19 protein-coding genes are annotated in these 19,700 nt (G+C 75.8%); 5 read left to right on the top strand and 14 right to left on the bottom strand.

Annotated elements, in window-relative coordinates; all coding sequences use genetic code 11:
• Positions 1–278: 278 nt before the first annotated feature.
• The 3 genes from moaA (at position 279) to QSK03_RS08980 (ending at position 2,210) form a co-directional block, all read left to right on the top strand.
• Positions 279–1,367 (top strand): GTP 3',8-cyclase MoaA, encoded by a 1,089-nt coding sequence (gene moaA, locus QSK03_RS08970; RefSeq protein WP_285650658.1) that lies wholly within the window; start codon positions 279–281, stop codon positions 1,365–1,367.
• Positions 1,367–1,657 carry a MoaD/ThiS family protein gene (locus tag QSK03_RS08975; RefSeq protein WP_285650661.1) on the top strand — a complete coding sequence of 97 codons (291 nt, stop codon included), beginning with the start codon at positions 1,367–1,369 and terminating at the stop codon, positions 1,655–1,657. Before moaA ends, QSK03_RS08975 begins: the two co-directional genes overlap by 1 nt.
• Before the next feature lie 76 nt (positions 1,658–1,733).
• Positions 1,734–2,210, top strand: a complete 477-nt coding sequence (locus QSK03_RS08980; protein ID WP_285650664.1) for a methylated-DNA--[protein]-cysteine S-methyltransferase — start codon at positions 1,734–1,736, stop codon at positions 2,208–2,210.
• Between the two features lie 2 nt (positions 2,211–2,212).
• On the opposite strand, the gene QSK03_RS08985 is transcribed toward QSK03_RS08980, so the two are convergent.
• Positions 2,213–2,692 carry an HAD family hydrolase gene (locus QSK03_RS08985; RefSeq protein ID WP_285650667.1) on the bottom strand — a complete coding sequence of 160 codons (480 nt, stop codon included), beginning with the start codon at positions 2,690–2,692 and terminating at the stop codon, positions 2,213–2,215.
• A gap of 21 nt (positions 2,693–2,713) precedes the next feature.
• The gene (locus tag QSK03_RS08990) at positions 2,714–3,610 is read right to left on the bottom strand and encodes a DNA-3-methyladenine glycosylase family protein (RefSeq protein ID WP_285650669.1); all 897 of its coding nucleotides are present in this window, start codon (positions 3,608–3,610) and stop codon (positions 2,714–2,716) included.
• Between the two features lie 99 nt (positions 3,611–3,709).
• Between QSK03_RS08990 and QSK03_RS08995 the strand changes: the two genes are divergently transcribed.
• Complete coding sequence (locus tag QSK03_RS08995) at positions 3,710–4,105, top strand: VOC family protein (protein WP_285650671.1); 396 nt, start codon at positions 3,710–3,712, stop codon at positions 4,103–4,105.
• On the opposite strand, the gene QSK03_RS09000 is transcribed toward QSK03_RS08995, so the two are convergent.
• The 9 genes from QSK03_RS09000 to QSK03_RS09040 form a co-directional block, all read right to left on the bottom strand.
• A complete protein-coding gene (locus QSK03_RS09000; RefSeq protein ID WP_285650673.1) occupies positions 4,094–4,756 on the bottom strand; it encodes a helix-turn-helix domain-containing protein in 663 nt (220 codons plus the stop codon). The two genes, QSK03_RS08995 and QSK03_RS09000, sit on opposite strands and share 12 nt — an antisense overlap.
• A gap of 130 nt (positions 4,757–4,886) precedes the next feature.
• Positions 4,887–5,906: a P1 family peptidase gene (locus QSK03_RS09005; RefSeq protein ID WP_285650676.1), complete on the bottom strand. Its 1,020-nt coding sequence runs from the start codon at positions 5,904–5,906 to the stop codon at positions 4,887–4,889.
• A gap of 177 nt (positions 5,907–6,083) precedes the next feature.
• Positions 6,084–6,959, bottom strand: coding sequence for an SRPBCC family protein (locus tag QSK03_RS09010; RefSeq protein ID WP_285650679.1), 876 nt, complete (start codon positions 6,957–6,959; stop codon positions 6,084–6,086).
• Between the two features lie 109 nt (positions 6,960–7,068).
• A complete protein-coding gene (locus QSK03_RS09015; RefSeq protein WP_285650682.1) occupies positions 7,069–7,920 on the bottom strand; it encodes an FAD binding domain-containing protein in 852 nt (283 codons plus the stop codon).
• Positions 7,917–10,397 carry a xanthine dehydrogenase family protein molybdopterin-binding subunit gene (locus tag QSK03_RS09020; RefSeq protein ID WP_285650685.1) on the bottom strand — a complete coding sequence of 827 codons (2,481 nt, stop codon included), beginning with the start codon at positions 10,395–10,397 and terminating at the stop codon, positions 7,917–7,919. Before QSK03_RS09020 ends, QSK03_RS09015 begins: the two co-directional genes overlap by 4 nt.
• Positions 10,397–10,918 (bottom strand): (2Fe-2S)-binding protein, encoded by a 522-nt coding sequence (locus tag QSK03_RS09025; protein ID WP_285650687.1) that lies wholly within the window; start codon positions 10,916–10,918, stop codon positions 10,397–10,399. Before QSK03_RS09025 ends, QSK03_RS09020 begins: the two co-directional genes overlap by 1 nt.
• Positions 10,919–11,460: 542 nt before the next feature.
• Positions 11,461–12,093, bottom strand: a complete 633-nt coding sequence (locus QSK03_RS09030; protein WP_285650689.1) for an MOSC domain-containing protein — start codon at positions 12,091–12,093, stop codon at positions 11,461–11,463.
• The gene (gene mftF / locus QSK03_RS09035) at positions 12,090–13,580 is read right to left on the bottom strand and encodes a mycofactocin biosynthesis glycosyltransferase MftF (protein ID WP_285650691.1); all 1,491 of its coding nucleotides are present in this window, start codon (positions 13,578–13,580) and stop codon (positions 12,090–12,092) included. The genes QSK03_RS09030 and mftF overlap by 4 nt, the downstream gene beginning before the upstream one ends.
• A 187-nt stretch (positions 13,581–13,767) precedes the next feature.
• A complete protein-coding gene (locus tag QSK03_RS09040; protein ID WP_285650694.1) occupies positions 13,768–14,199 on the bottom strand; it encodes a PaaI family thioesterase in 432 nt (143 codons plus the stop codon).
• A gap of 76 nt (positions 14,200–14,275) precedes the next feature.
• Between QSK03_RS09040 and QSK03_RS09045 the strand changes: the two genes are divergently transcribed.
• Complete coding sequence (locus QSK03_RS09045; protein ID WP_285650697.1) at positions 14,276–15,151, top strand: ATP-grasp domain-containing protein; 876 nt, start codon at positions 14,276–14,278, stop codon at positions 15,149–15,151.
• Here the strand turns inward: QSK03_RS09045 and mftE are convergent.
• The 3 genes from mftE to QSK03_RS09060 are packed head-to-tail and all read right to left on the bottom strand — an operon-like array spanning position 15,144 to position 19,646.
• On the bottom strand, positions 15,144–15,821 hold the full coding sequence (mftE, locus tag QSK03_RS09050; RefSeq protein WP_285650699.1) for a mycofactocin biosynthesis peptidyl-dipeptidase MftE: 678 nt from the start codon (positions 15,819–15,821) through the stop codon (positions 15,144–15,146). The two genes, QSK03_RS09045 and mftE, sit on opposite strands and share 8 nt — an antisense overlap.
• Before the next feature lie 31 nt (positions 15,822–15,852).
• On the bottom strand, positions 15,853–17,805 hold the full coding sequence (locus QSK03_RS09055) for an oxidoreductase (RefSeq protein ID WP_285650701.1): 1,953 nt from the start codon (positions 17,803–17,805) through the stop codon (positions 15,853–15,855).
• Entirely contained in the window at positions 17,802–19,646 is a 1,845-nt protein-coding gene (locus QSK03_RS09060) for an oxidoreductase (RefSeq protein ID WP_285650702.1), read from the bottom strand. The genes QSK03_RS09055 and QSK03_RS09060 overlap by 4 nt, the downstream gene beginning before the upstream one ends.
• Positions 19,647–19,700 lie beyond the last annotated feature (54 nt).

Raw genomic sequence — 19,700 nt, forward strand, 5'->3', positions numbered from 1 at the left:
TCACCAATTGTTCTCCGCAGTTGCGGGCTTCTGTCGCCTGAAAGTGCGCAACCACGGATGTGGACATCGACGTGTGGGCCCGCGCCACGGCGGGCACTCGAGGACCCACGCGGTCCGGTCCGGCGCCACCGGTGCCTCTCCGATCGGACTGTTTCTCCGCATCGGCCCCCGCAGGTGCTCCTGATCTCCGGGCGTGATCCCCGCATCTGCGGAGGGGGCCTCCGACCTGCGGAGACGTCGCTCACGACGGGTCCTCGACGCGGTTAGGGTGGATCGTGATGACCGTTCTCGACCTCGGCGTACCGGCTGTTCCCGGGGCCGCCGCCACCACCACGGACACCAGCGGACGTCCCGCCGACGCGCGCCTGGTCGACTCCTGGGGACGGGTGGCGACCGACCTGCGGGTGTCGCTGACCGACCGCTGCAACCTGCGCTGCACCTACTGCATGCCCGCCGAGGGCCTGGAGTGGATGCCGAGCGAGCAGGCGCTGACCGACGACGAGGTCGTGCGGCTGGTGCGCATCGCGGTCGAGCGGCTCGGCGTCGCGGAGATCCGCTTCACCGGCGGCGAGCCGCTGCTGCGCAAGGGGCTCGAGGACATCGTCGCGGCCACCGCGGTGCTGGCACCGCGCCCGGAGATGTCGGTGACCACCAACGCGCTCGGCCTGACCCGGCGGGCCGCCGGGCTCGCCGCGGCGGGCCTGGACCGCGTCAACGTCTCGCTCGACACCCTGCGCCGCGACCGCTTCACCGAGATCACCCGGCGCGACCGGCTCGACGACGTCCTCGCCGGGCTGCGCGCCGCCCGCGAGCACGGCCTCGACCCCATCAAGGTCAACACGGTGCTGATGCCCGGCCTCAACGATGACGAGGCCCCGGACCTGCTCGCGTGGGCCCTCGACGAGGGCTACGAGCTGCGCATCATCGAGCAGATGCCGCTCGACGCCGGGCACTCCTGGCAGCGCGACCGCATGATCACCGCCGAGCAGGTGCTCGCGTCGCTGCGGACCCGATTCACGCTCACCGACGACCCGGCCGAGCGCGGCGGCGCCCCCGCCGAGCGCTTCCTGGTCGACGGGTGGACCGCGCCCGACGGGTCGCCCGCGAAGGTCGGCGTCATCGCCTCGGTGACCCGCCCGTTCTGCGGCACCTGCGACCGCACGCGGCTCACCGCCGACGGCCAGGTCCGCACCTGCCTGTTCTCGCAGACCGAGAACGACCTGCGAAGCTTCCTGCGCGGCGGCGGCACCGACGACGAGATCGCCGACGCCTGGCGCGTGGCCATGTGGGGCAAGAAGGCCGGCCACGGCATCGACGACCCCGGGTTCCTGCAGCCCGACCGGCCCATGAGTGCGATCGGAGGATGATGAGCGCCCCGACCGACGTCCGTACCGGCGCCCGAACCGTCACCGTGTCCGTGCGGTACTTCGCCGGCGCCAAGGCAGCTGCCGGCACCCGCGGCGAGCCCGTCGCGCTCCCCGCCGGCGCCACGGTCGCCGACCTCGTCACCGCTCTCGCCGCCGACCACGGCGACGCCCTGGCCCGCGTGCTCGGCGCGGCGAGCTACCTGCTCGACGAGGTCGCCGTGCACGACCGGTCGACCGTCCTCGCCGACGGCGCGGTCTTCGACGTCCTCCCGCCCTTCGCGGGCGGCTGAGTGTCAGCGGTGGGCCACCGCTGACGTTTCGTGTCCGTCATGCCACACGCTCGACCGGGGCGGTGTTCTCCAGGACATGAGCGTCGTCCACGAGACCCGGATCGGTCCCCTGCACCTCGAGGCGTCCGAGCACGGCCTGACCCTGCTCGGCTTCTCCCCCGTCGACGGTGACACCCCCCGCGGCGCGGCCGCCGAGGAGACCCTCGACCTCGCCCGCCGCGAGATCGACGCCTACCTCGACGGCACGCTGCGGGAGTTCACGGTCCCCGTCGACCTCTCCGGCCACCCGGCCTGGGACCGCCGCGTCCTCGACGAGCTGCGGTCCGTCGGCTACGGCGACACGGTCAGCTACGGCGAGCTCGCGGCCGCGGTCGGCCTCGGGCCGGCCGACGCGCGCCGGGTCGGCGGTGCCATGGCCCGCAACCCCGTCGCCATCGTCGTGCCGTGCCATCGCGTGGTCGGCGCCGACGGCAACCTCACCGGCTACGCCGGCGGCCTCGAGCGCAAGCGCACGCTGCTCGACCTCGAGGCGCGGGACCGGGTGCTGTTCTAGCGTCAGATGCGCCGGCGCAGGCTCGCCAGCTCCTCGAGCACCTCGGCGACGTCGTCGACGTCCTCGACCTCGTAGGGCGAGCCGACCGCGAGTTCTTCGCCGACCCCGACGACGACGTCGCCCCGCACCGGCTCACCGGTCGGGGCGACGCCGACGGCGACCAGGGCGGTCGCCCCGAGCTCGTCGCGCAGCGCCGCGACCCCCTCCGGCGTCACGATCCGGGCGCCGCCCTTGGCGCCCGAGAGGAACATCAGCTCGGCGACCTCGTCCGCGGGCCGGTCGGACACCACGGCCACCGCGGTGCCGTGCAGCGCCACGAGGACGTTGAGCGCCTCGGAGGAGACCTGCTCGGCACGGGCCTCGGCCGGATCGCCCTCGTCCGGGGCCAGCGCGCCGTCGAACGCGCAGGCCACCAGCAGGGTCGGCGTCTCCGCGACGCGGTCGAGCGCACCCCACAGCGGGTCGTCGCTGTCCACGGGCACCTCCGTGATCGTCCCCGTGATTCACCCTGGCATGACGTTCACGGCGTGGTCCAGCGCCGCCCAGAGGTACTGGGTGGCGTAGGCCCGGAACGGCCGCCAGGGCTCGGCGCGGGCGACGAGGTCGCGGTCGCGCGCGGGCAGCCCGAGGCGCTCGGCCGCGGCCCGCACGCCGAGGTCGCCGGCCAGGAATGCGTCGGGGTCGCCCAGAGCACGCATGGCGACCGTGTCCACCGTCCACGGCCCGATCCCGGGCAGGACCGCGAGCGCCGCCCGGCTGGCCGGGACATCGGCCGGGTCGAGCACGACCTCCCCGTCGGCCAGCGCGGCGACCAGCGTGAGCAGCGTGCGCTTGCGCGTGCGCGGCATGCCGAGCTCGTCGGGGTCGACGGCGGTCAGCGCCGGGGCGCTCGGGAACAGGTGGGTCAGCGTGCTGCCGGGGCCGGCGAGGCCGTCCGGCAGCGGTGTCCCGTGGCCGCGGACGAGCCGCGCGGCGTGCGTGCGTGCCGCGGCCGTGGAGACCTGCTGGCCGAGGACCGCGCGCACCGCGAACTCGGCGGGGTCCGGCGAGCCGGGGACCCGGCGGCCCGGCGCCTCGTCGACCAGCGGCCGCAGGACCTCGTCGGCGCGCAGGACCGCGTCGACCGCGGCGGGGTCGGCGTCGAGATCGAGGACCCGGCGCGCGAGCCCGGCGGCCTCGTCGGCGTCGGCGGCGTCGGTGACGTGCAGCGTCGCCGTGACGTGCTCCGCGCCCGGCCGCACCGCGACCACACCGGGACCGCCGGGCAGCGCGAGCGTGCGGCGGTAGGCACCGTCGTGCCACTCCTCGACGCCGGGCACGGCCGTGGCCACGAGATGGCCGAACAGGTTGTCCGGGCACAGCGGCGGGGCGAACCCCAGGGCGCGCTCCTCGCGGTGCACCGCTGCCTCCCGAGGTCGAGCTCCGCTCCGCTGCGTCCCCCGGCATCCTGTCCGATCGCTCCAAGCCGCGCCCGGCGGCCGGTCCCTACGGTGACTCCCATGCCTCCTCGTCTCGCCCTCTTCGAGCTGGTCGTCTCCGACATGGCCCGCTCGCTCGCCTTCTACCGCCGCCTCGGTGTCGACATCCCGCCCGGGGCCGACACCGAGCCGCACGTCGACGTCGACCTCGGCGCCGGCCTGCACCTGGCCTTCGACACCGAGGACACGATCAGGTCCTTCGACGCGTCGTGGACCCCGCCGGCCGGCGGCCACCGCAGCGCGCTCGCCTTCGCGTGCGACTCCCCCGCCGAGGTCGACGCGACCTACGCCGCGCTCGTCGACGCCGGGTACCACGGCGAGCTCAAGCCCTGGGACGCGTTCTGGGGCATGCGCTACGCGACCGTGCACGACCCCGACGGGGCCTCGGTGGACCTGTTCGCGCCGCTACCGGAGTAGATCCGTCGGCGTGGTGCCCGCGAGCGTGCGGACCTCCCGCGCCAGGTGGGGCTGGTCGGCGAACCCCTCGGTCGCCGCGACCTCCGCCCACGGGATGCCCGCGCGGGCCCGGGCCAGCGCCCGCTGCAGGCGCAGGATGCGGCCGAGGTGCTGGGGCCCGTAGCCGAACAACGGCAGGCTGCGCCGGTGCAGGGTGCGGACCGTCGTGCCCAGGGCGTCCGCGAGCGTCGCGACGTCGGTGCCCTGCGCCAGCGCCGCGAAGACCCGCGCGCCGAACCGGTCCTCGGCGTCCGGCGGCGTCCCCGTGGCGACCCCGCGCAGGACGCCGGCCGGGTCGCCGGCCACGCGCTCGGTGAGCTCCCGTGCCGCGGGGGCGGACCACACGGTGTCCAGCGTGATCGTGGTGTCGCGCAGCTCGTCGGCGCGCAGCCCGAGCAGGGCGGGCCCGCGCCCGTGGGAGAACCGCAGGCCGACGTGGGTCCGCCCGCCCCCGTCGTTGAACCGCGCGGCCGCGTCCGGGCCGGCGACGACCAGCCCGCGCCCGTTCCAGATCAGGTCCAGGCACCCGTCGGGCAGGATCGTGCCGGGAGCCCCGTCGCTGCGCCACAGCACGACCCCGGGCGCCACCCGCTCCTCGCGGTAGCCCTTCACGGGCTCCATGGTGCCCCGCCGCGGAGCGAGGGTCACCTTCGGTGCGTGCGACGCCACGCCGTGCGGAGCGAGGGTCACCTTCGGTGCGTGGGGCGCAGCGAGGGCGTCCCTCGCTCCCTCCCCCGGAACCTCAGACGGCGCCCGCCACCAGGTCGCGGTAGGAGCGCCAGTAGCCCGCCGGCGTCGGCACCGAGCGGGCGGCGAGCACGGCGTGGGCGACGGCGCGGGTGACGCAGTCGGCGCCGGCGGTGAGGATCTCCTGCACGCCGGCGAGGTCGGGGGCGGGGCGTGTGGCGGTGGCGAGGCCGAACAGCGTGTCCCCGTCGGTCATGCCGTGCACGGGGCGCACGGCGCGGGCGAGGCCGTCGTGCCCGACGGCGGCGAGCTTCGCGCACTGCGCGACCGAGAGCCCGGCGTCGGTGGCGACGACGCCGATGGTGGTGTTCAGGGTCGGCGGAGCGGCGGCGTCGCGCAGGGCGGTGAGCAGGGCGGCGCGGTCACCGGGCAGCGCCGGGGGCTCGACGTCGCCGGCCCCGAGGTGGCGCGCGGACCACAGCTCGCCGGTGGCCGCGTCGACCGCGGACCCGGCGGCGTTCACCACCACCAGCGCGGCGACGACGCTGCCGTCGGCGAGCACGTCCGACGCCGACCCGACCCCGCCCTTGATCCCGCCGACCAGGGTCCCGCAGCCCGCCCCCACGACGCCCTGTGCCGGCGCGGTGCCGGAGCACGCGGCGAGCGCGGCGGCGCCCAGCTCGGCGGTCGGGCGCGCGGTGAAGTCGCCGCCCCGGCCGAGGTCGAAGACCACGGCCGCCGGCACGACCGGCACCACCTCGCCGGGCCCCCCGACGGGGAACCCGCGGCCGGCGGCGCCGAGCGCGTCGGCGACCCCCGACGCCGCGGCGAGGCCGTAGGCGCTGCCGCCGGTGAGCACCACGGCGTGCACCCGCTCGACGAGCGTGCGGGGGTCGAGCGCGTCGGTCTCGCGCGTGCCGGGCCCGCCGCCGCGGACGTCGACGCCCGCGACCGCGCCCTCGGGGTCCGGGAGCACGACCGTCGTCCCCGACAGCGCCCCCTCCCCGGTCAGCTCCGCGTGCCCGACCTGCAGGCCGGGGACGTCGACGATCGTGTTCGTGGGACCGGGAGGCACGGGGCGCAGCCTCGCAGAGCGCGCGGGGTGGTTCCGAGCGAAGGGCACCGTCGATCGCGTCGACGGTCGACGGGCGCCCCTCGCCGGACATCGGGCGCGACCCCGGACGAGCGAAGGGCCCCGTCGATCGAACTGGTCGACCGAAGGGGCCCTTCGCTGGAGAACACCGCGAGCGCGCTACGACGAGCGGCCCCGCGCGATGAGGATGATCGCGATGATCGCGGCGAGGACGCCGGCGCCGATGCCCACGGGGGCGAGCCGCTTGAGCACGGCGTCGCGCGAGCTGTCGAGCAGGTCGATCGCCTCGACGCGCTGGCGGGTCGACTGACCGGCCGACGCCGCACCCTGCGCGGCGCTCGTGGCCGCCGCGGCGACGGACCCGCCGGGCTTGGCGCCGGTGTCGGCCTTGGCCGCCTCGGCGACCGTGCTGGGCATCGCCGCGGCGGCCGGCGCGCCGGAGCCGGCGGACACCGGGGTGGGCGCGGCCGGCGCGCTCACCGGCGCGTCGCCGCCGGAGGTCGCGACGGCGTCGCCGGCCGGCGCGGTGCCGTTGCCGCCGCTCGGGCTCGACGAGGCGCCCGACGCCGGGGCGGCCGCCGGGGCGCCCCCGCCGCCGAACTCGTCGGCGAGGCAGGACGCGAACTGCCCGAGGATCTTGTCGCCGACGTCGGACATGACGCCGCGCCCGAACTGTGCGGGCTTGCCGGTCACCTGCATCTCGGTGAGGACGTTGACCTTGGTCTTGCCGCCGCCGCCGTCGGTCATCGTCAGCGTGGCCTTCGCCGACGCGGTGCCGTTGCCGCGGGAGTCGCGGCCCTGGGCGTCGACGACGACCTTGTGGTTGCTCTTGTCCCGCTCGACGAAGGTGCCCTTGCCCTTGTAGGTCATCGAGATCGGGCCGAGCTTCACCTTGACAGTGCCGGTGAAGTCGTCACCGTCGTGGGAGTCGAGGGTGGCGCCCGGGAAGCACGGCGTGACCTTCTCCGGGTCGTTGAGGGCGTCGAACACGGTGTCGATGTCCACCGGGACGGTGAACTCGTTCTCCAGCTTCACGGGCTCCTCCTGAGAAGGTGCGGATCACGACGGCGGCCCGCCCCCGCGGGTGCGGGGGCGGGCCGGGGCGTCGTGACGATCGGGTCGTCGGACGACTGGCTCGACGTGGTCAGCCTGCCGCGGCGAGGACGGCCCGACCCGTGAGCACCCGGGCGAGGTGCTCGCGGTAGTCGGACCCGGCGTCCGCGTCCGCGGTCGGGCTGGTGCCCTCGGCGGCGGCCTGGGCGGCCTGACGCACAGTGTCCTCGCTTGCCGACTGCCCGACCAGCGCCGACTCCACACCACGGGCGCGCACCGGCGTGCCCGCCATGTTGGTGAGGCCGATGCGGGCGTCGGTGATCTTCCCGCCGTCGACCTTGACGGTGGCGGCGACCGCGACGATCGACCAGGCCTGGGCGACCCGGTTGAACTTCTCGTACCGCGCGCCCCACCCGGTGTACTTCGGGAAGCGGATCTCGGTGAGGAGCTCGCCCTCGCCGATCGCGGTCGTGAAGTAGTCCTCGAAGAAGTCCGCCGCCGCCACGGTCCGGGTGCCGCCCGAACCGGCGATGACGAACTGCGCGTCGAGGGCCAGCGCCGGCGCGGCGAGGTCGCCGGCCGGGTCGGCGTGGGCCAGGGCCCCGCCGAGGGTGCCGCGGTGGCGGACCTGCGGGTCGGCCACCGTTTTCGTCGCCTCACCGATGAGGGCGACGTGCTGGCGCAGCGTGTCGTCACGGGTGACGTCGTAGTGCGACGTCATCGCCCCGACGACGACCTCGTTGCCCTCCTCGCGGACACCCTTGAGCTCCGGGATGCCACCGAGGTCGATGATCAGCGACGGGTCCGCCATGCGGAGCCGCAGCACCGGCAACAGGCTCTGGCCGCCGGCCAGGAGCTTGGCGTCGTCGCCGCCGTCGCGCAGGGCCTGCACCGCCTCGTCGACCGTGGTGGGCCGGACGTAGTCGAACTGGGCCGGGATCACAGGTTGCCTCCCTCGGGCATGTCACGGGCGGTGGAGCCGAGGCCGGCACCCGGCGAGGCGACGTTCGCCTCGTCGGCGCGGCCGGCGTGACCCGACGCGTTCTGGATCGCGGTCCAGACGCGGTACGGGGTGGTCGGCATGTCGATGTCCTTGACACCGAGGTGGCGGATCGCGTCGAGCACCGAGTTCACGACCGCCGGGGTCGAGGCGATCGTCCCGGCCTCGCCGACGCCCTTGACCCCGAGCGGGTTGGTCGTCGACGCGGTCGTGGTGTTCGCGGTGTCGAAACTGATCAGGTCCGCCGCCGACGGCAGCGTGTAGTCGACCAGCGTGCCCGAGAGCAGCGTGCCCTGGTCGTCGTACGCGGCCTCCTCGTAGAGGGCCTGGGCGATGCCCTGCGCCAGTCCGCCGTGGACCTGGCCCTCGACGATCAGCGGGTTGATCACGTTGCCGACGTCGTCCACGCAGACGTACTTGTACATCTCGACGAAGCCGGTCTCGGTGTCGACCTCGACGGCGCACAGGTGCGTGCCGTGCGGGAACGAGAAGTTCTCCGGGTCGAACGTCGCGTGGGCGTCGATGTCGGGCTCGATGCCCTCGGGGTAGTCGTGGGCGGCGAACACCGCGAGCGCGATGTCCTGGATGCCCACACCCTTGTCGGTGCCCTTGACCGTGAACTTGCCGCCGGAGAACTCGAGGTCGCCCTCGGAGGCCTCGAGCATGTGCGCGGCGATCGGCTTGGCCTTCTCGACGACCTTCTCGGCCGCCTTGACGACGGCGATGCCGCCGACCGCGAGCGAGCGCGAGCCGTACGTGTCGAGGCCCTTGTACGACGACTGGGTGTCGCCGTGGAGGATCTCGACGTCCTCGAAGGGCACGCCGAGCTGGTCGGCGACGATCTGCGAGAACGCCGTCTCGTGGCCCTGCCCGTGCGGGCTGACGCCGACGACGACCTCGGCCTTGCCGGTGGGCTGCATCCGGATGGATGCGGTCTCCCAGCCGCCGGCGCCGTAATCGAGCGAGCCGAGCACGCGCGACGGGGCCAGACCGCACATCTCGGTGAAGGTCGAGATGCCGATACCGAGCTGCTTGACGTCGCCGCGGCGGCGACGCTCCTGCTGCTCCCGGCGCAGGCCGTCGTAGTCGAACATCTGCTTGGCCTGCGCGGTGGCGGCCTCGTAGTTGCCCGTGTCGTAGGTCAGCGTGCTGACCGTGGTGAACGGGAACTCCTCGTGCTTGATCCAGTTCTTCTCGCGGAACTCGAGCGGCTCCATGCCCAGCTCGAGGGCCGCCTCGTCCATCAGGCGCTCGATGCCGAAGGTGGCCTCCGGGCGGCCGGCGCCGCGGTAGGCGTCGGTGAGCGTCTTGGTGGTGAAGACGTTGGTGCAGTCGAACCGGTAGGCCGGGATCTTGTAGATCGCGTTGAACATGAACGCGCCGAGGATCGGCACGCCCGGCCCGACGAGGCCGAGGTAGGCGCCCATGTCGGCGATCAGCCGCACGTCCAGGCCGGTGATCCGCCCGTCCTTGGTGACGGACATGGCCAGCTCCTGGACCTGGTCACGGCCGTGGTGGGCGGTGAGCAGGGACTCCGAGCGGGTCTCGGTCCACTTCACCGGCTTGCCCGTCTTCTGGGCCACCAGCAGGGTCACGACCTCCTCGGGCGCGACGGCGATCTTGCCGCCGAACCCGCCGCCGACGTCCGGCGCGATGACGCGGATCTTGTGCTCGGGCAGGCCGAGCGTCAGGGCCAGCATCGTCTTGAGGATGTGCGGGACCTGGGTCGACGACCACATGGTCAGCTGCTCGGCGTTCGGGTCGACGACCGTGGAGCGCGGCTCCATGAACACCGGCACGAGGCGCTGCTGGCGGAAGCGGCGCCGCACGATGATCTGGTCGTCGTCCGACTCGGCCTTCTTCAGCGCCTCGGCGACGCTGCCGCCCGAGCCGGCCTCACCGGAGTCGAACACCCACTGCGCATTGGCGTTCGTGCCGATCTCGGGGTGCACGAGGGTGGCGCCGTCCTTGAGCGCCTCCTCCATGTCGAGGACCGGCTCGAGCTCGGAGTAGTCGACCTCGACCAGCTCGGCGGCGTCCTTGGCGATCGCCGCGCTGCGGGCGACGACCACCGCGACGCCCTCGCCGGCGAAGTTGACCCGGCTGCCCGCCAGCGCCGGGCGCTGCGGGGCCTTCATGTCCTTCGTGATCGGCCAGGCGCAGGGCAGCTGCACCTGGTCGGCGCCGAGGTCGGCCGCCGAGTACACCGCGACGACGCCCGGGACCTGCTTGGCCGCCGAGGTGTCGATGCCCTTGATGTCCGCGTGCGCGAACGGGCTGCGGACGATCGAGATGTGCAGCAGGCCGGTGAGGGCCTGGTTGTCGGTCCACCGGGTCCGCCCGGTGATCAGGCGCCGGTCCTCCTTGCGGCGGCGGTCGCGCCCGATCTCCTGGGTCGGCGTGTTCTCCGTGGTCGTCATCAGGCGCCCCCGCCCGCGACGGGCTGGCCGGCGGGCTGGGTCGGGGCCGCGGCGCCGGGCTTCATCTTCGACGCCGCGTCCTGGACCGCCCGGACGATGTTCTGGTAGCCGGTGCAGCGGCAGAGGTTGCCCTCGATGCCCTCACGGACCTCCTGCTCGGAGGGGTCGGGGTTGTCCCCGAGCAGGTCGATCGACTGCATGATCATGCCGGGCGTGCAGTAGCCGCACTGCAGGGCGTGGTTGTCGTGGAAGGCCTGCTGCACGGGGTGCAGCTGGCCGTCACGCTCGAGCCCCTCGACCGTGAGCACCTCGGCGCCGTTGGCCTGGACGGCCAGCACCGAGCAGGACTTCACGCTCATCCCGTCGAGGTGGACGGTGCACGCTCCGCAGTTGCTGGTGTCGCAGCCGATCACCGTGCCCGTCTTGCCGAGTCGTTCACGCAGGTACTGGACGAGCAGCATGCGCGGCTCGACGTCGTCCTCGTAGACGAGGCCGTCGACGGTGGTCCGGATGCGTGCCATGGACCTCACTCCTCACTCGGCCCAGCGACGAGGCACCGGAGCCCTGACGTCGAGACCGAGGACGTGGTGGTGGTGTTCGAACCGCACCCGCCACCGCTGGCGGTGGCGCGCGCGAGTTGCCGACCATCTCCGGCGTGGCGGCGGACACATCACACCCCCGTCGTGGAGGCGGCGCAACATCCACTGCGGCCCCGGAATCGCCTGGTCGGAGGGCGTCCTCGTGCTCGATCCGCAGTCGCGGAATCAACGGGGTCGCAGCGCCGAATCTGCGGCCCGAGGACCGGTCACGGTGTGACGTCGATGCCCGAAAGAGGCCGGTACGGACAGCCGAGCCCCCCTCCGTTCGGAGGGGGTGGAACTTCACGCTGAGCGCACCTCCGATCGCGCCCTGTTCGGGGGTGATCGGGGGCGTGGTCGGGGGGCGTGGTCGGGGGCGTGGTCGGGGGCGTGCGGCGCGGGGTCGTTCGAGCAATGCGGCTTTGCTGGCGTGTGACGCCAGGATCGCCACATCCTCGGGTGCGCGACACGCCGGGGAGCGCGGGTCAGACCAGGCGCTTGCGGGCCCACTCGTGGTACCAGGACGGCAGACCCGGGGCGTCGAGCAGGCGGGCCGCGCGGGCCCGGTCGTGGTGGAAGATCGCGAAGACCTCGGCCACCGGGACGCCGTCCTCGGGCCGGTCGAGCACCGTGATCGTGTCGCCGGCCGCGAGCGTCCCCGGAGTGATGACTCGGAGGTAGACGCCGGGCCGGACGGCGGCGACGAAACGCCGGGGCATGGCGCGGTCGCCGGCGCGCAGGCCGAGCTTGAAGCACGGGATGCGCGGCTGGACCACCTCGAGCAGCGCGGTGCCGATCCGCCAGCGCTCGCCGACCCGCGCGTCGCGCAGGTCGTAGCCGACGGTGGTGAGGTTCTGGCCGAAGACCTGGTCGTCGAGGGCGCCGAGCTCCGCGCGCCACCAGGCGAGGTCCTCCTCGGCGTAGGCGTAGACCGACTTCTCCGGCCCGCCGTGGTTGACGCGGTCGGCCTGCTCGTCGCCTGCGAGGTTCTCCGCCCCGACCGCGACGGGGCCCTCGACGGGCTCCTTCCAGATGGCGGTGCTCGTCGACTCGCCGTCGCGGGGCCCGGGGACGGTGCGGGGGCGCCCGACGGCGACGGTGCGGACGCGCGGGGTCACCGGTCGGGTCCCTTCCCGCTGAGGTCCGGGCGCAGCGGGGCGAGCGTGCGGTGCCGCCACGCGCCCCACCAGAGCCCCGCGCCGTAGGCGAGGTCGTCGAGGCGATGCGCGACGACGTGCCCGACCACGTCAGTCGCGCCGGGTTCGCGAAAGCGCCACCAGTCGGCGAGCCCTTCGGCCGTCGCCGCGATGAGGAGTGCTCGGCGGACCCGCCGCGAGACGAGCGCCCCGACGACGGCCGCGGGCCACCAGTGCCGCGTCAGCGCCCCCGCCGCCTGCCACGCCGCCCCGCCCAGCCCCCACGGCGCGAGCACCGCCGCGAGCCGGACGGCGGGGAGCCAGGGCGTTCGAGCAATGCGGCTTTCCTGGCGTCTGACGCCAGGATCGCCACATCCTCGCTGTGGCGACACGCCGGGCTTGGGTCGTCGGGCGTCGTGCAGACCTTTCGCAAGGCGGACCGCGGCGAATGCCGTCACCGCGCCTGCGGCGACGGTGCTCCACCGGCGCTGGAGGCCGAGGAGCGTCACGGTGGCCGCGGTCCACGGCGCGAGGGCCACCGGCGGCACGCGGCGCGGGTGGCGCAAGGCGAGCGGCGCGGCGCCCGTGCCGTAGAACGCCTTGCGCGCGAGCCACGGGCCGACGGCGTCGCGGTGCTCGTGCGCGACCCGCGACGCCGGCTCGTAGCGCAGCCGCCACCCGGCTCCCGCGAGACGCCAGACGAGGTCGACGTCCTCGGCGACGGGCATGTCCTCGGCGAACCCGTCGCCCAGCGCCTCGCGGCGCACCAGCAACGCCGCGCTGGGCACGTAGGCCACCCGAGACCGGGCGGTCACGGGTGCCGGACGGGCACCGAGGTCCAGGCTCGACCGCCGCTCCTCGTAGCGGGCCACGGCGTGTCGCGCGAGCGAGGATGTGGCGATCCTGGCGTCAGACGCCAGCAAAGCCGCATCGCTCGAACACCCGGGTGCACGCCACGCCACGATGCGGGGGGCGGCGAGGGCGACGGCGGGGTCGGCGAGGTGCCCGAGCAGCGGCGCGAGCCAGCCGGGTTCCGGGACGACGTCGGAGTCGAGGAACGCGACGAGCGCGCCGGACGCCGCGGCGGCGCCGGTGTTGCGGGCGGCGGCGGGGCCGCGGGACGTCGCGTGGCGCACGACGCGCGCGCCGAACGCCGCCCGCTCCGTCGCCGCGGGGTCGGCGGAGCCGTCGTCGACGACGACCACCTCGCCGAGCCCCGGGGCCGTGGCGCGCAGCGCGTCGAGCAGGCGGGCGAGCTCGGCGGGGCGGTCACGCACCGGGACGACCACCGAGACGTCGGCCGGCGACGGCGCGTCGGGATGGGTCGGCTCGGGGTGCGCGACGCCCGCGTCGGTGAGCAGACGCGCGAGGGCCGCGGAGGTGGCGTCGGTGACGACGAGCCGGGCGTCGGGCGCGATCCCGGCGGGTCCGGCGAGACGCCCGTACGCCGCCGGCGACAGGTGCAGCACGCGCGGCGGCGAGCCCCCGACGAGCGTGCGCCCGCCGTCGACGCGCAGGACCCGGCGGTCGAGGACGACGGTCCAGCCGTGCGGCGGTCGGGTGGGCCGCGCGGACGCCCGGGCGGCGGTCGAGGTGGCGATGGCGGGCGAGTCTAGGTATCCCGACGCCGCCGGGCAGCGACCGAGGACACGCTCCTCAGGCCGCGACCACCGACTTCGTGACCTGGCTCAGCGCGACCGGGCGCTCCGGCGAGCCCTCGAGACTCGCCGTCACCGTCACGAAGGCGAGCTCGCGGGCCCGCTTGGCGAGCCTGCCGACCACGCGCACACGCCGGCCCGCGGGCGCCGGGCGGAGGTACTGGGTCGAGATCTGGTGGGTCACGGCGTGCTGGGCGGGCGTGAGCGTCGGGAGCACGGCCAGGTAGCCCGCGAGCTCGATCGCGGCGCCGAGCGCGGCCGCGTGCAGGGTCGCCGCGGGCGTGACGGCGATCCCGGAGACGGGCAGGGCGACACCGTCCAGAGGCGCGTGGGGATCGACGAACTCGACGCCCAGCGCGTCGGGCAGCGCGACCGCGAGGGCGGCCTCCGCGCGGGCCAGCAGATCGTCGCCGGTGAGCAGTCCGGTCATGTCACCCGAAGGTCCTCCCCGTCCCCGGCCGGCCGGTGAACGTGGCGAGGACGCCCGCCGACGGGACCATGAGGGAATGCCGCGCGTCGCCCTGGCCACCAGCCGTGAGGTCCCCGGTCTCCTCGACGACGAGGGCCTCCTGCTCCGCGACCGCCTGCGCGCGCGGGGTCTCGACGCCGGGCCCGCGGTCTGGGACGACCCGGAGGTCGCCTGGGACGCCGTCGACCTCGTCCTCGTCCGCTCGACCTGGGACTACGCGCTGCGCCGGACCGCGTTCCTCGCGTGGGCCGACGAGGTCGCGGGCCGGACCCGGCTGTACAACCCGCCGGCCGTGCTCGCCTGGACCACCGACAAGCACTACCTCCTCGAGCTGGCTGACGCGGGGCTGCCGGTGGTGCCGTCGGCGATCGTGGAGCCGGGGGGCGACCCCGACGGCCACCCGTTCCGCGCCGTCGAGCACGTCGTGAAGCCGTGCGTGTCGGCCGGTTCGAAGGACACCCTGCGCTGCGGCGCGGACGAGACGGCGCGCTCGGCCGGGCACGTCCGCAGGCTGCTGGACGCCGGGCGTCCCGTGCTCGTGCAGCCCTACCTGCCCGCCGTGGACGAGGTGGGCGAGACGGCGGTCGTCGCGTTCGACGGCGTCGCGTCCCACGCCGTGCGCAAGGGCGCGCTGCTGACGCGCGGCGCCGGTCTCGTCGACGGGCTCTTCGCCGCGGAGGACATCACCGCGCGGGACCCGTCGCCCGCCGAGACGGACGTGGCGGCCCGCGTCCTCGACCACGTGACCGCGCACCTGGGCGCGGCGCCGCTCTACGCCCGCGTCGACCTGCTGCCCGGCGCCGACGGCCCGCTGGTGCTCGAGGTCGAGCTGGCCGAGCCGTCGCTGTTCCTCGGGCACGCGGAGGGCGCCGCGGACCGGCTGGCGGCGGCGGTGGCGCAGCGGCTCAGGTGAGCCGGCCGGTCGCCTCGTCCACCGTCCAGTCGGCGACGGCGCCGGCGAGCGCGGCGACCATCACCGCCACGGACTCGGCGCCCTCGCCGTCCGTGGCCCCCGTCGGGTCGCCGAGCACGCCCGACGGGCTCACGTCGCGCACCGACCCGGCCGTGATCGCCGGCATCAGCTCGCGCAGCGGCGCCGTGTTGCCGGGCGCGGCGAGGTCCTCGCGGACGTCGCCGGGCGCGAGCGAGAGCATCACCGCGGTCTCGTGGCGCCCCGCGTGCGCGTCGGCGCCCGGCACGCCGCAGGCGAACCAGGCGACGTCGCGGCCCTCCGCGCGCAGCATCGGCACGGCGACCCGCAGCGCGCCGACGTTGCCGCCGTGCCCGTTGACCAGCACCAGGCGGCGCGCGAAACGGCACGCGGAGCGGCCGAGCTCGACGATCACCGCGGCGAGTGTCTCGGTGCCGATCGACACGGTGCCGGGGAAGCCCTCGTGCTCCCCGGAGGCGCCGTAGGGCAGCGCCGGGGCGGTCGGGAAGCCGCTGCGGGCCGCGACGGTGGCGGCGACCGTCGTGTCGGTGCCGAGCGGGAGGTGCGGTCCGTGCTGCTCGGTGGCCCCGACCGGCACCACCAGCACCGCCAGGTCCTCGCACTCCGCCCACCGCGCCCCCGCGATCTCCACGCCGCCGAGGGTATGTGAGCGAACTTCGGTGCTATAGCACCGAAGTTCGCTCACGTACCGAGGCGCCCGCCGCCGAGCCCTCGCGGACGGCGGCGTCGATGTCGCGGGGGGCGACGCAGTCGCCGACGCGGACGACGGGGACGTCCGTGTCCAGCGACGGCACCACCGGCGACGGCGGGCCGGCGTGGACGACCCAGTCGGTCTCGACCGGCATCACCTCGCCCGTGAGGTGGTGCAGCACGTCCAGGACCAGCCCCTCCCGCGCGGCGAGCACCACCCGGTCGGTGAGCTCCGCGATCCCGAGATCGAACGCCCGTCGGCGCCAGCGCTCGCGGTCCAGGGTCGGGGCGAGGTCGCCGGCGGCGACGAGCGCCGAGGTCACCGTCGTCACCGCCGCGCCCCGGCGGGCGAGGAGCTCCGCGGTCGAGGTCGCCGCGTGCCCCCGCCCCGCATCCACGACGAGCACCCGCCCGGACGGTGCCACGCGGCCGGCGAGGACGTCGGTGACGTCGACGACGCGCGCGAGCCCCGCGGCCCAGCCGGGCAGGGCCGGGCGAGCGCCGGTCGCCAGCACCACCGCGTCGACACCGGCGACCTCGGTGACCTCGTGGCGCAGCCGCACCGTGACGCCCGCCGCGCGCGCCTCGTACGCCAGGTCGGCGACGACGTTCGCCAGCTCCCGGCGTTCCGGCGCCCGCGCGGCGAGGGCCAGTTGCCCGCCGAGCACGTCGGAGCGTTCGGCGAGCGTCACCGTGTGCCCGTCCCGCGCCGCGGCGACCGCCGCCGCGAGACCCGCCGGACCCCCGCCGACGACGAGGACGCGCGCCGCGAACGGGGACTTCGTGCGCCGAGAAGCAGCGAGATACCCGTTCGCTGCGACCCCCTCGCGCCCCGCCGCCGGGTTCACCGCGCACCCCAGACGCTGGTTCACGCCGACGCGCGCGATGCACTCCTGGTTGCACCCGAGGCACCGGCGCACACGCTCGCCCCGCAGGGCCTTGCCCGCGAACTCCGGGTCCGCGATCTGCCCGCGCACGACGCCGACGAGGTCGCACGACCCCGAGCGCACCGCGTCGAGCGCCTGCTCCGGCGTCGTGAAGCGCCCGACACCGATCACGGGCACCGACACTGCCGCCCGCACCGCCGACGGCACGTGTGACGCGTACCCCGCGGGCACGCCCATCGGGGGCTCGATCAGCGGCAGGGTGCGGGTGGCGACGCCGACGGCGGTGTTGACGTAGTCGACGAGCGGCTCGACCTCCCGGGCCACCGCGGCGGCGTCGGACGCCGAGAGCCCGCCGGGGAAGCCCTCGTCCCCCTGCAGGCGCACGCCCACCACCCGGTCGGGCCCGACCGCCGCGCGCACCGCCGACAGCACCGCGCGCAGGAACGGCAGCGCCTCCGGCGGGGCGGCACGCAGCGCAGCGGAGCTGCCGCGCGGAACGCGGGCTTCGGCCGAGAACACCTGGCGGATCAGCGAGGCCTGCGAGCACTGCACCTCGACGCCGTCGAGGCCCCCGGCCGCCACGTGCGCCGCGACCAGGCCGAACCCGGCGACCAGGCGCTCCCGACCGGACGCCGACAGCGGCCGCGGCACCTCCCGGAACATCGGGTCCGGCTCGTCGTCGACGCCGTCGATCGGCGCGCGCGAGTAGAGCGACGACGACTGCCCGCCGTTGTGCCCGAGCTGCGCGAGCACCAGCGCGCCGTGCGCGTGCACGGCGTCCGCGATCGCCCGGTAGCCGGGCACGACGGCGGGGTCGGTGCCGTCGACGAGCTTCTCGTAGGGCCGGTCGGCGGGGTCGACCGACTGCTCCTCGGTGATCACCAGGCCCGCCCCGCCCGCCGCGCGGGCCCCGTAGTACGCGGCGTGCTGGGGGGTGGGCCGGCGGGCCACCGCCGCGTTGGTGAGGTGGGCGGGGAAGACGAGCCGGTTCCGCGCCGCGAGCGGCCCGAGCCGGACCGGGTCCCCGAGACCGGTCACGACAGCAGCTCCCGCGCCGCCGCCCGGCCCTCGCGCACCGCCTCCGCGACGGTCCGCGGGGCGACGGCGTCGCCGACGACGTGCAGGTCGGGGCGTTCCGGCGGGTCCGCCAGGGCACGCCGCGGCCCGGCGTCGACGAGCACCGCGGCGGGCAGGGTCGTCGTCGCGCCGGTGACGACGTCGGCGACCGTGACCGACGACCCCGACCACGCCGACACCCGCGCCTCCGTCACCCGCCGCACCTCGGCCCGGGCCAGGCGGGCCTGGGCCTCGACGAGGTCGCCGGTGCGCGCGAGGCCGGGACCGACGAGCACGCCGGGCGCCACGATCGCGACCTCCCGCCCCTCGGCCGCCAGCCGCTCCGCCAGGGCGACCGCGGCGCCGTCGCCGAGCGGGTCGTCGACGACCACGGCGCCGGGCGGGAGCCCGTCGCGCAGGGCCGCGGCGATCGGCGTGCCGCGCCCCGGGCGGTCGACGCCGCCGGTCGCGAGCAGGACCCGCCCGTCGGCGGGCACGTCGGCGACCGTCCCCAGCGCGACCGTCACCCCCAGCGCCGCGAGCTCTCCGGAGTACCAGGCGACCAGGTCGGCCAAGCGCTCGCGCCCCGGCAGACCCGCCACGAGCCGCAGCAGGCCCCCGACGGCGTCGTCGCGCTCCACCAGCCGCACGGCGCACCCGCCGCGCGCGAGCGTCCGGGCGCCCTCGAGACCGGCCGGCCCCGCCCCGACGACGAGCACCGGGTCCACCCGCCGGGGCACGACCCGCTCGGGGACCTCGGGCGCGGCGACCGTGCAGGAGATGCGCGGGTTGCGGACGTCGCGCACGCGGCACTGCTGGTTGGTCAGCACGCACGGGCGCACGGGCGAGCCCGCGCGGACCAGGGCGACGAGGTCGGCGTCGGCGAGCTGGGCGCGGGTCATCTCGACGAGGTCGGCGTCGCCGGACTCCAGGACGTCCAGCGCGAACACCGGGTCGACGACGCTGCCCGCGAGCACCGTCGCCACCCCGTCCGTGCGCAGGGAACGGCAGGTCGGCCGCAGGAAGCCCGGGGCGGTGTGGGCGTCGGGCCGGGTCGCGCCGACCGAGAGCGCCGAGCCGCGCACGGGGACGACGAGATCGACGAGCCCGCCCACCCGCGCCAGCACGGACGACGCGTCCGCCGGCGTGATCCCCGCCCACGGCGCCAGCTCGTCGACCCCGAGGCGCAGCCCGACGACCGCGTCGGGGCCCGCCGCGGCCCGCACGGCGGTGAGCACCTCGACGAGCAGGCGCGCCCGGTCGGCGCCGTGGGCGTCGTCGCGGTGGTTGGTCAGCCCCGACAGGAACTGCCGCAGCAGCGCGTGCTGCCCGGCCGCCACCTCGACGCCGTCGCAGCCGGCGGCCACCGCGGCGCCCGCGGCGGAGGCGAACCCGTCGACGACCGCCGCGATCCCGTCCGCCGAGAGCGCCGCCGGCACCTCCCCGCTCGCCGGGTCGGGCACCGGGGAGGGCGCGTGCAGCGGCCCGCGCGTGTACGCCGACGAGCCCTGGCCGCCCGCGTGCCCGAGGCCCGCGAGCACGAGGGTGCCGTACGGCCGGCAGGCGTCGGCGACGTCGCGCCACCCGTCGGCGCAGGCCGCGGCCAGCGGCGCGTCCTCGTAGGGGTGGTCGTCGGCGACGACGGACGCGACCTCGGTGACGACGACGCCGGCGCCGCCGGCCGCGCGCGCCCGGTAGTGCGCGACGTGGTCCCGGGACAGCGCGCGGGGACGAGCGGGGTCGGCCAGGTGCGTGACGTGCGGGCCGAACAGCACACGGCTGGGCGCGGTGCGCCCGCCGAGCACGACGGGGTCGCCCAGCACGCCGCGCACGGTAGTCGTCCGGCGCGGGACGGTCGGGACGACCACAGATCGGGG

Origin of the sequence: Actinomycetospora sp. NBRC 106375, assembly GCF_030269665.1 — a bacterium.
Taxonomy (GTDB): Bacteria; Actinomycetota; Actinomycetes; order Mycobacteriales; family Pseudonocardiaceae; genus Actinomycetospora.

Bases quoted from the DNA above. Each gene is read 5' to 3' on its own strand.
- QSK03_RS08975 (WP_285650661.1), top strand. From the start codon at position 1,367: ATGAGCGCCCCGACCGACGTCCGTACCGGCGCCCGAACCGTCACCGTG.
- QSK03_RS08995 (WP_285650671.1), top strand. From the start codon at position 3,710: ATGCCTCCTCGTCTCGCCCTCTTCGAGCTGGTCGTCTCCGACATGGCC.
- moaA (WP_285650658.1), top strand. From the start codon at position 279: ATGACCGTTCTCGACCTCGGCGTACCGGCTGTTCCCGGGGCCGCCGCC.
- QSK03_RS08980 (WP_285650664.1), top strand. From the start codon at position 1,734: ATGAGCGTCGTCCACGAGACCCGGATCGGTCCCCTGCACCTCGAGGCG.
- QSK03_RS09020 (WP_285650685.1), bottom strand. From the start codon at position 10,397: ATGACGACCACGGAGAACACGCCGACCCAGGAGATCGGGCGCGACCGC.
- QSK03_RS09045 (WP_285650697.1), top strand. From the start codon at position 14,276: ATGCCGCGCGTCGCCCTGGCCACCAGCCGTGAGGTCCCCGGTCTCCTC.
- QSK03_RS09025 (WP_285650687.1), bottom strand. From the start codon at position 10,918: ATGGCACGCATCCGGACCACCGTCGACGGCCTCGTCTACGAGGACGAC.
- QSK03_RS09040 (WP_285650694.1), bottom strand. From the start codon at position 14,199: ATGACCGGACTGCTCACCGGCGACGATCTGCTGGCCCGCGCGGAGGCC.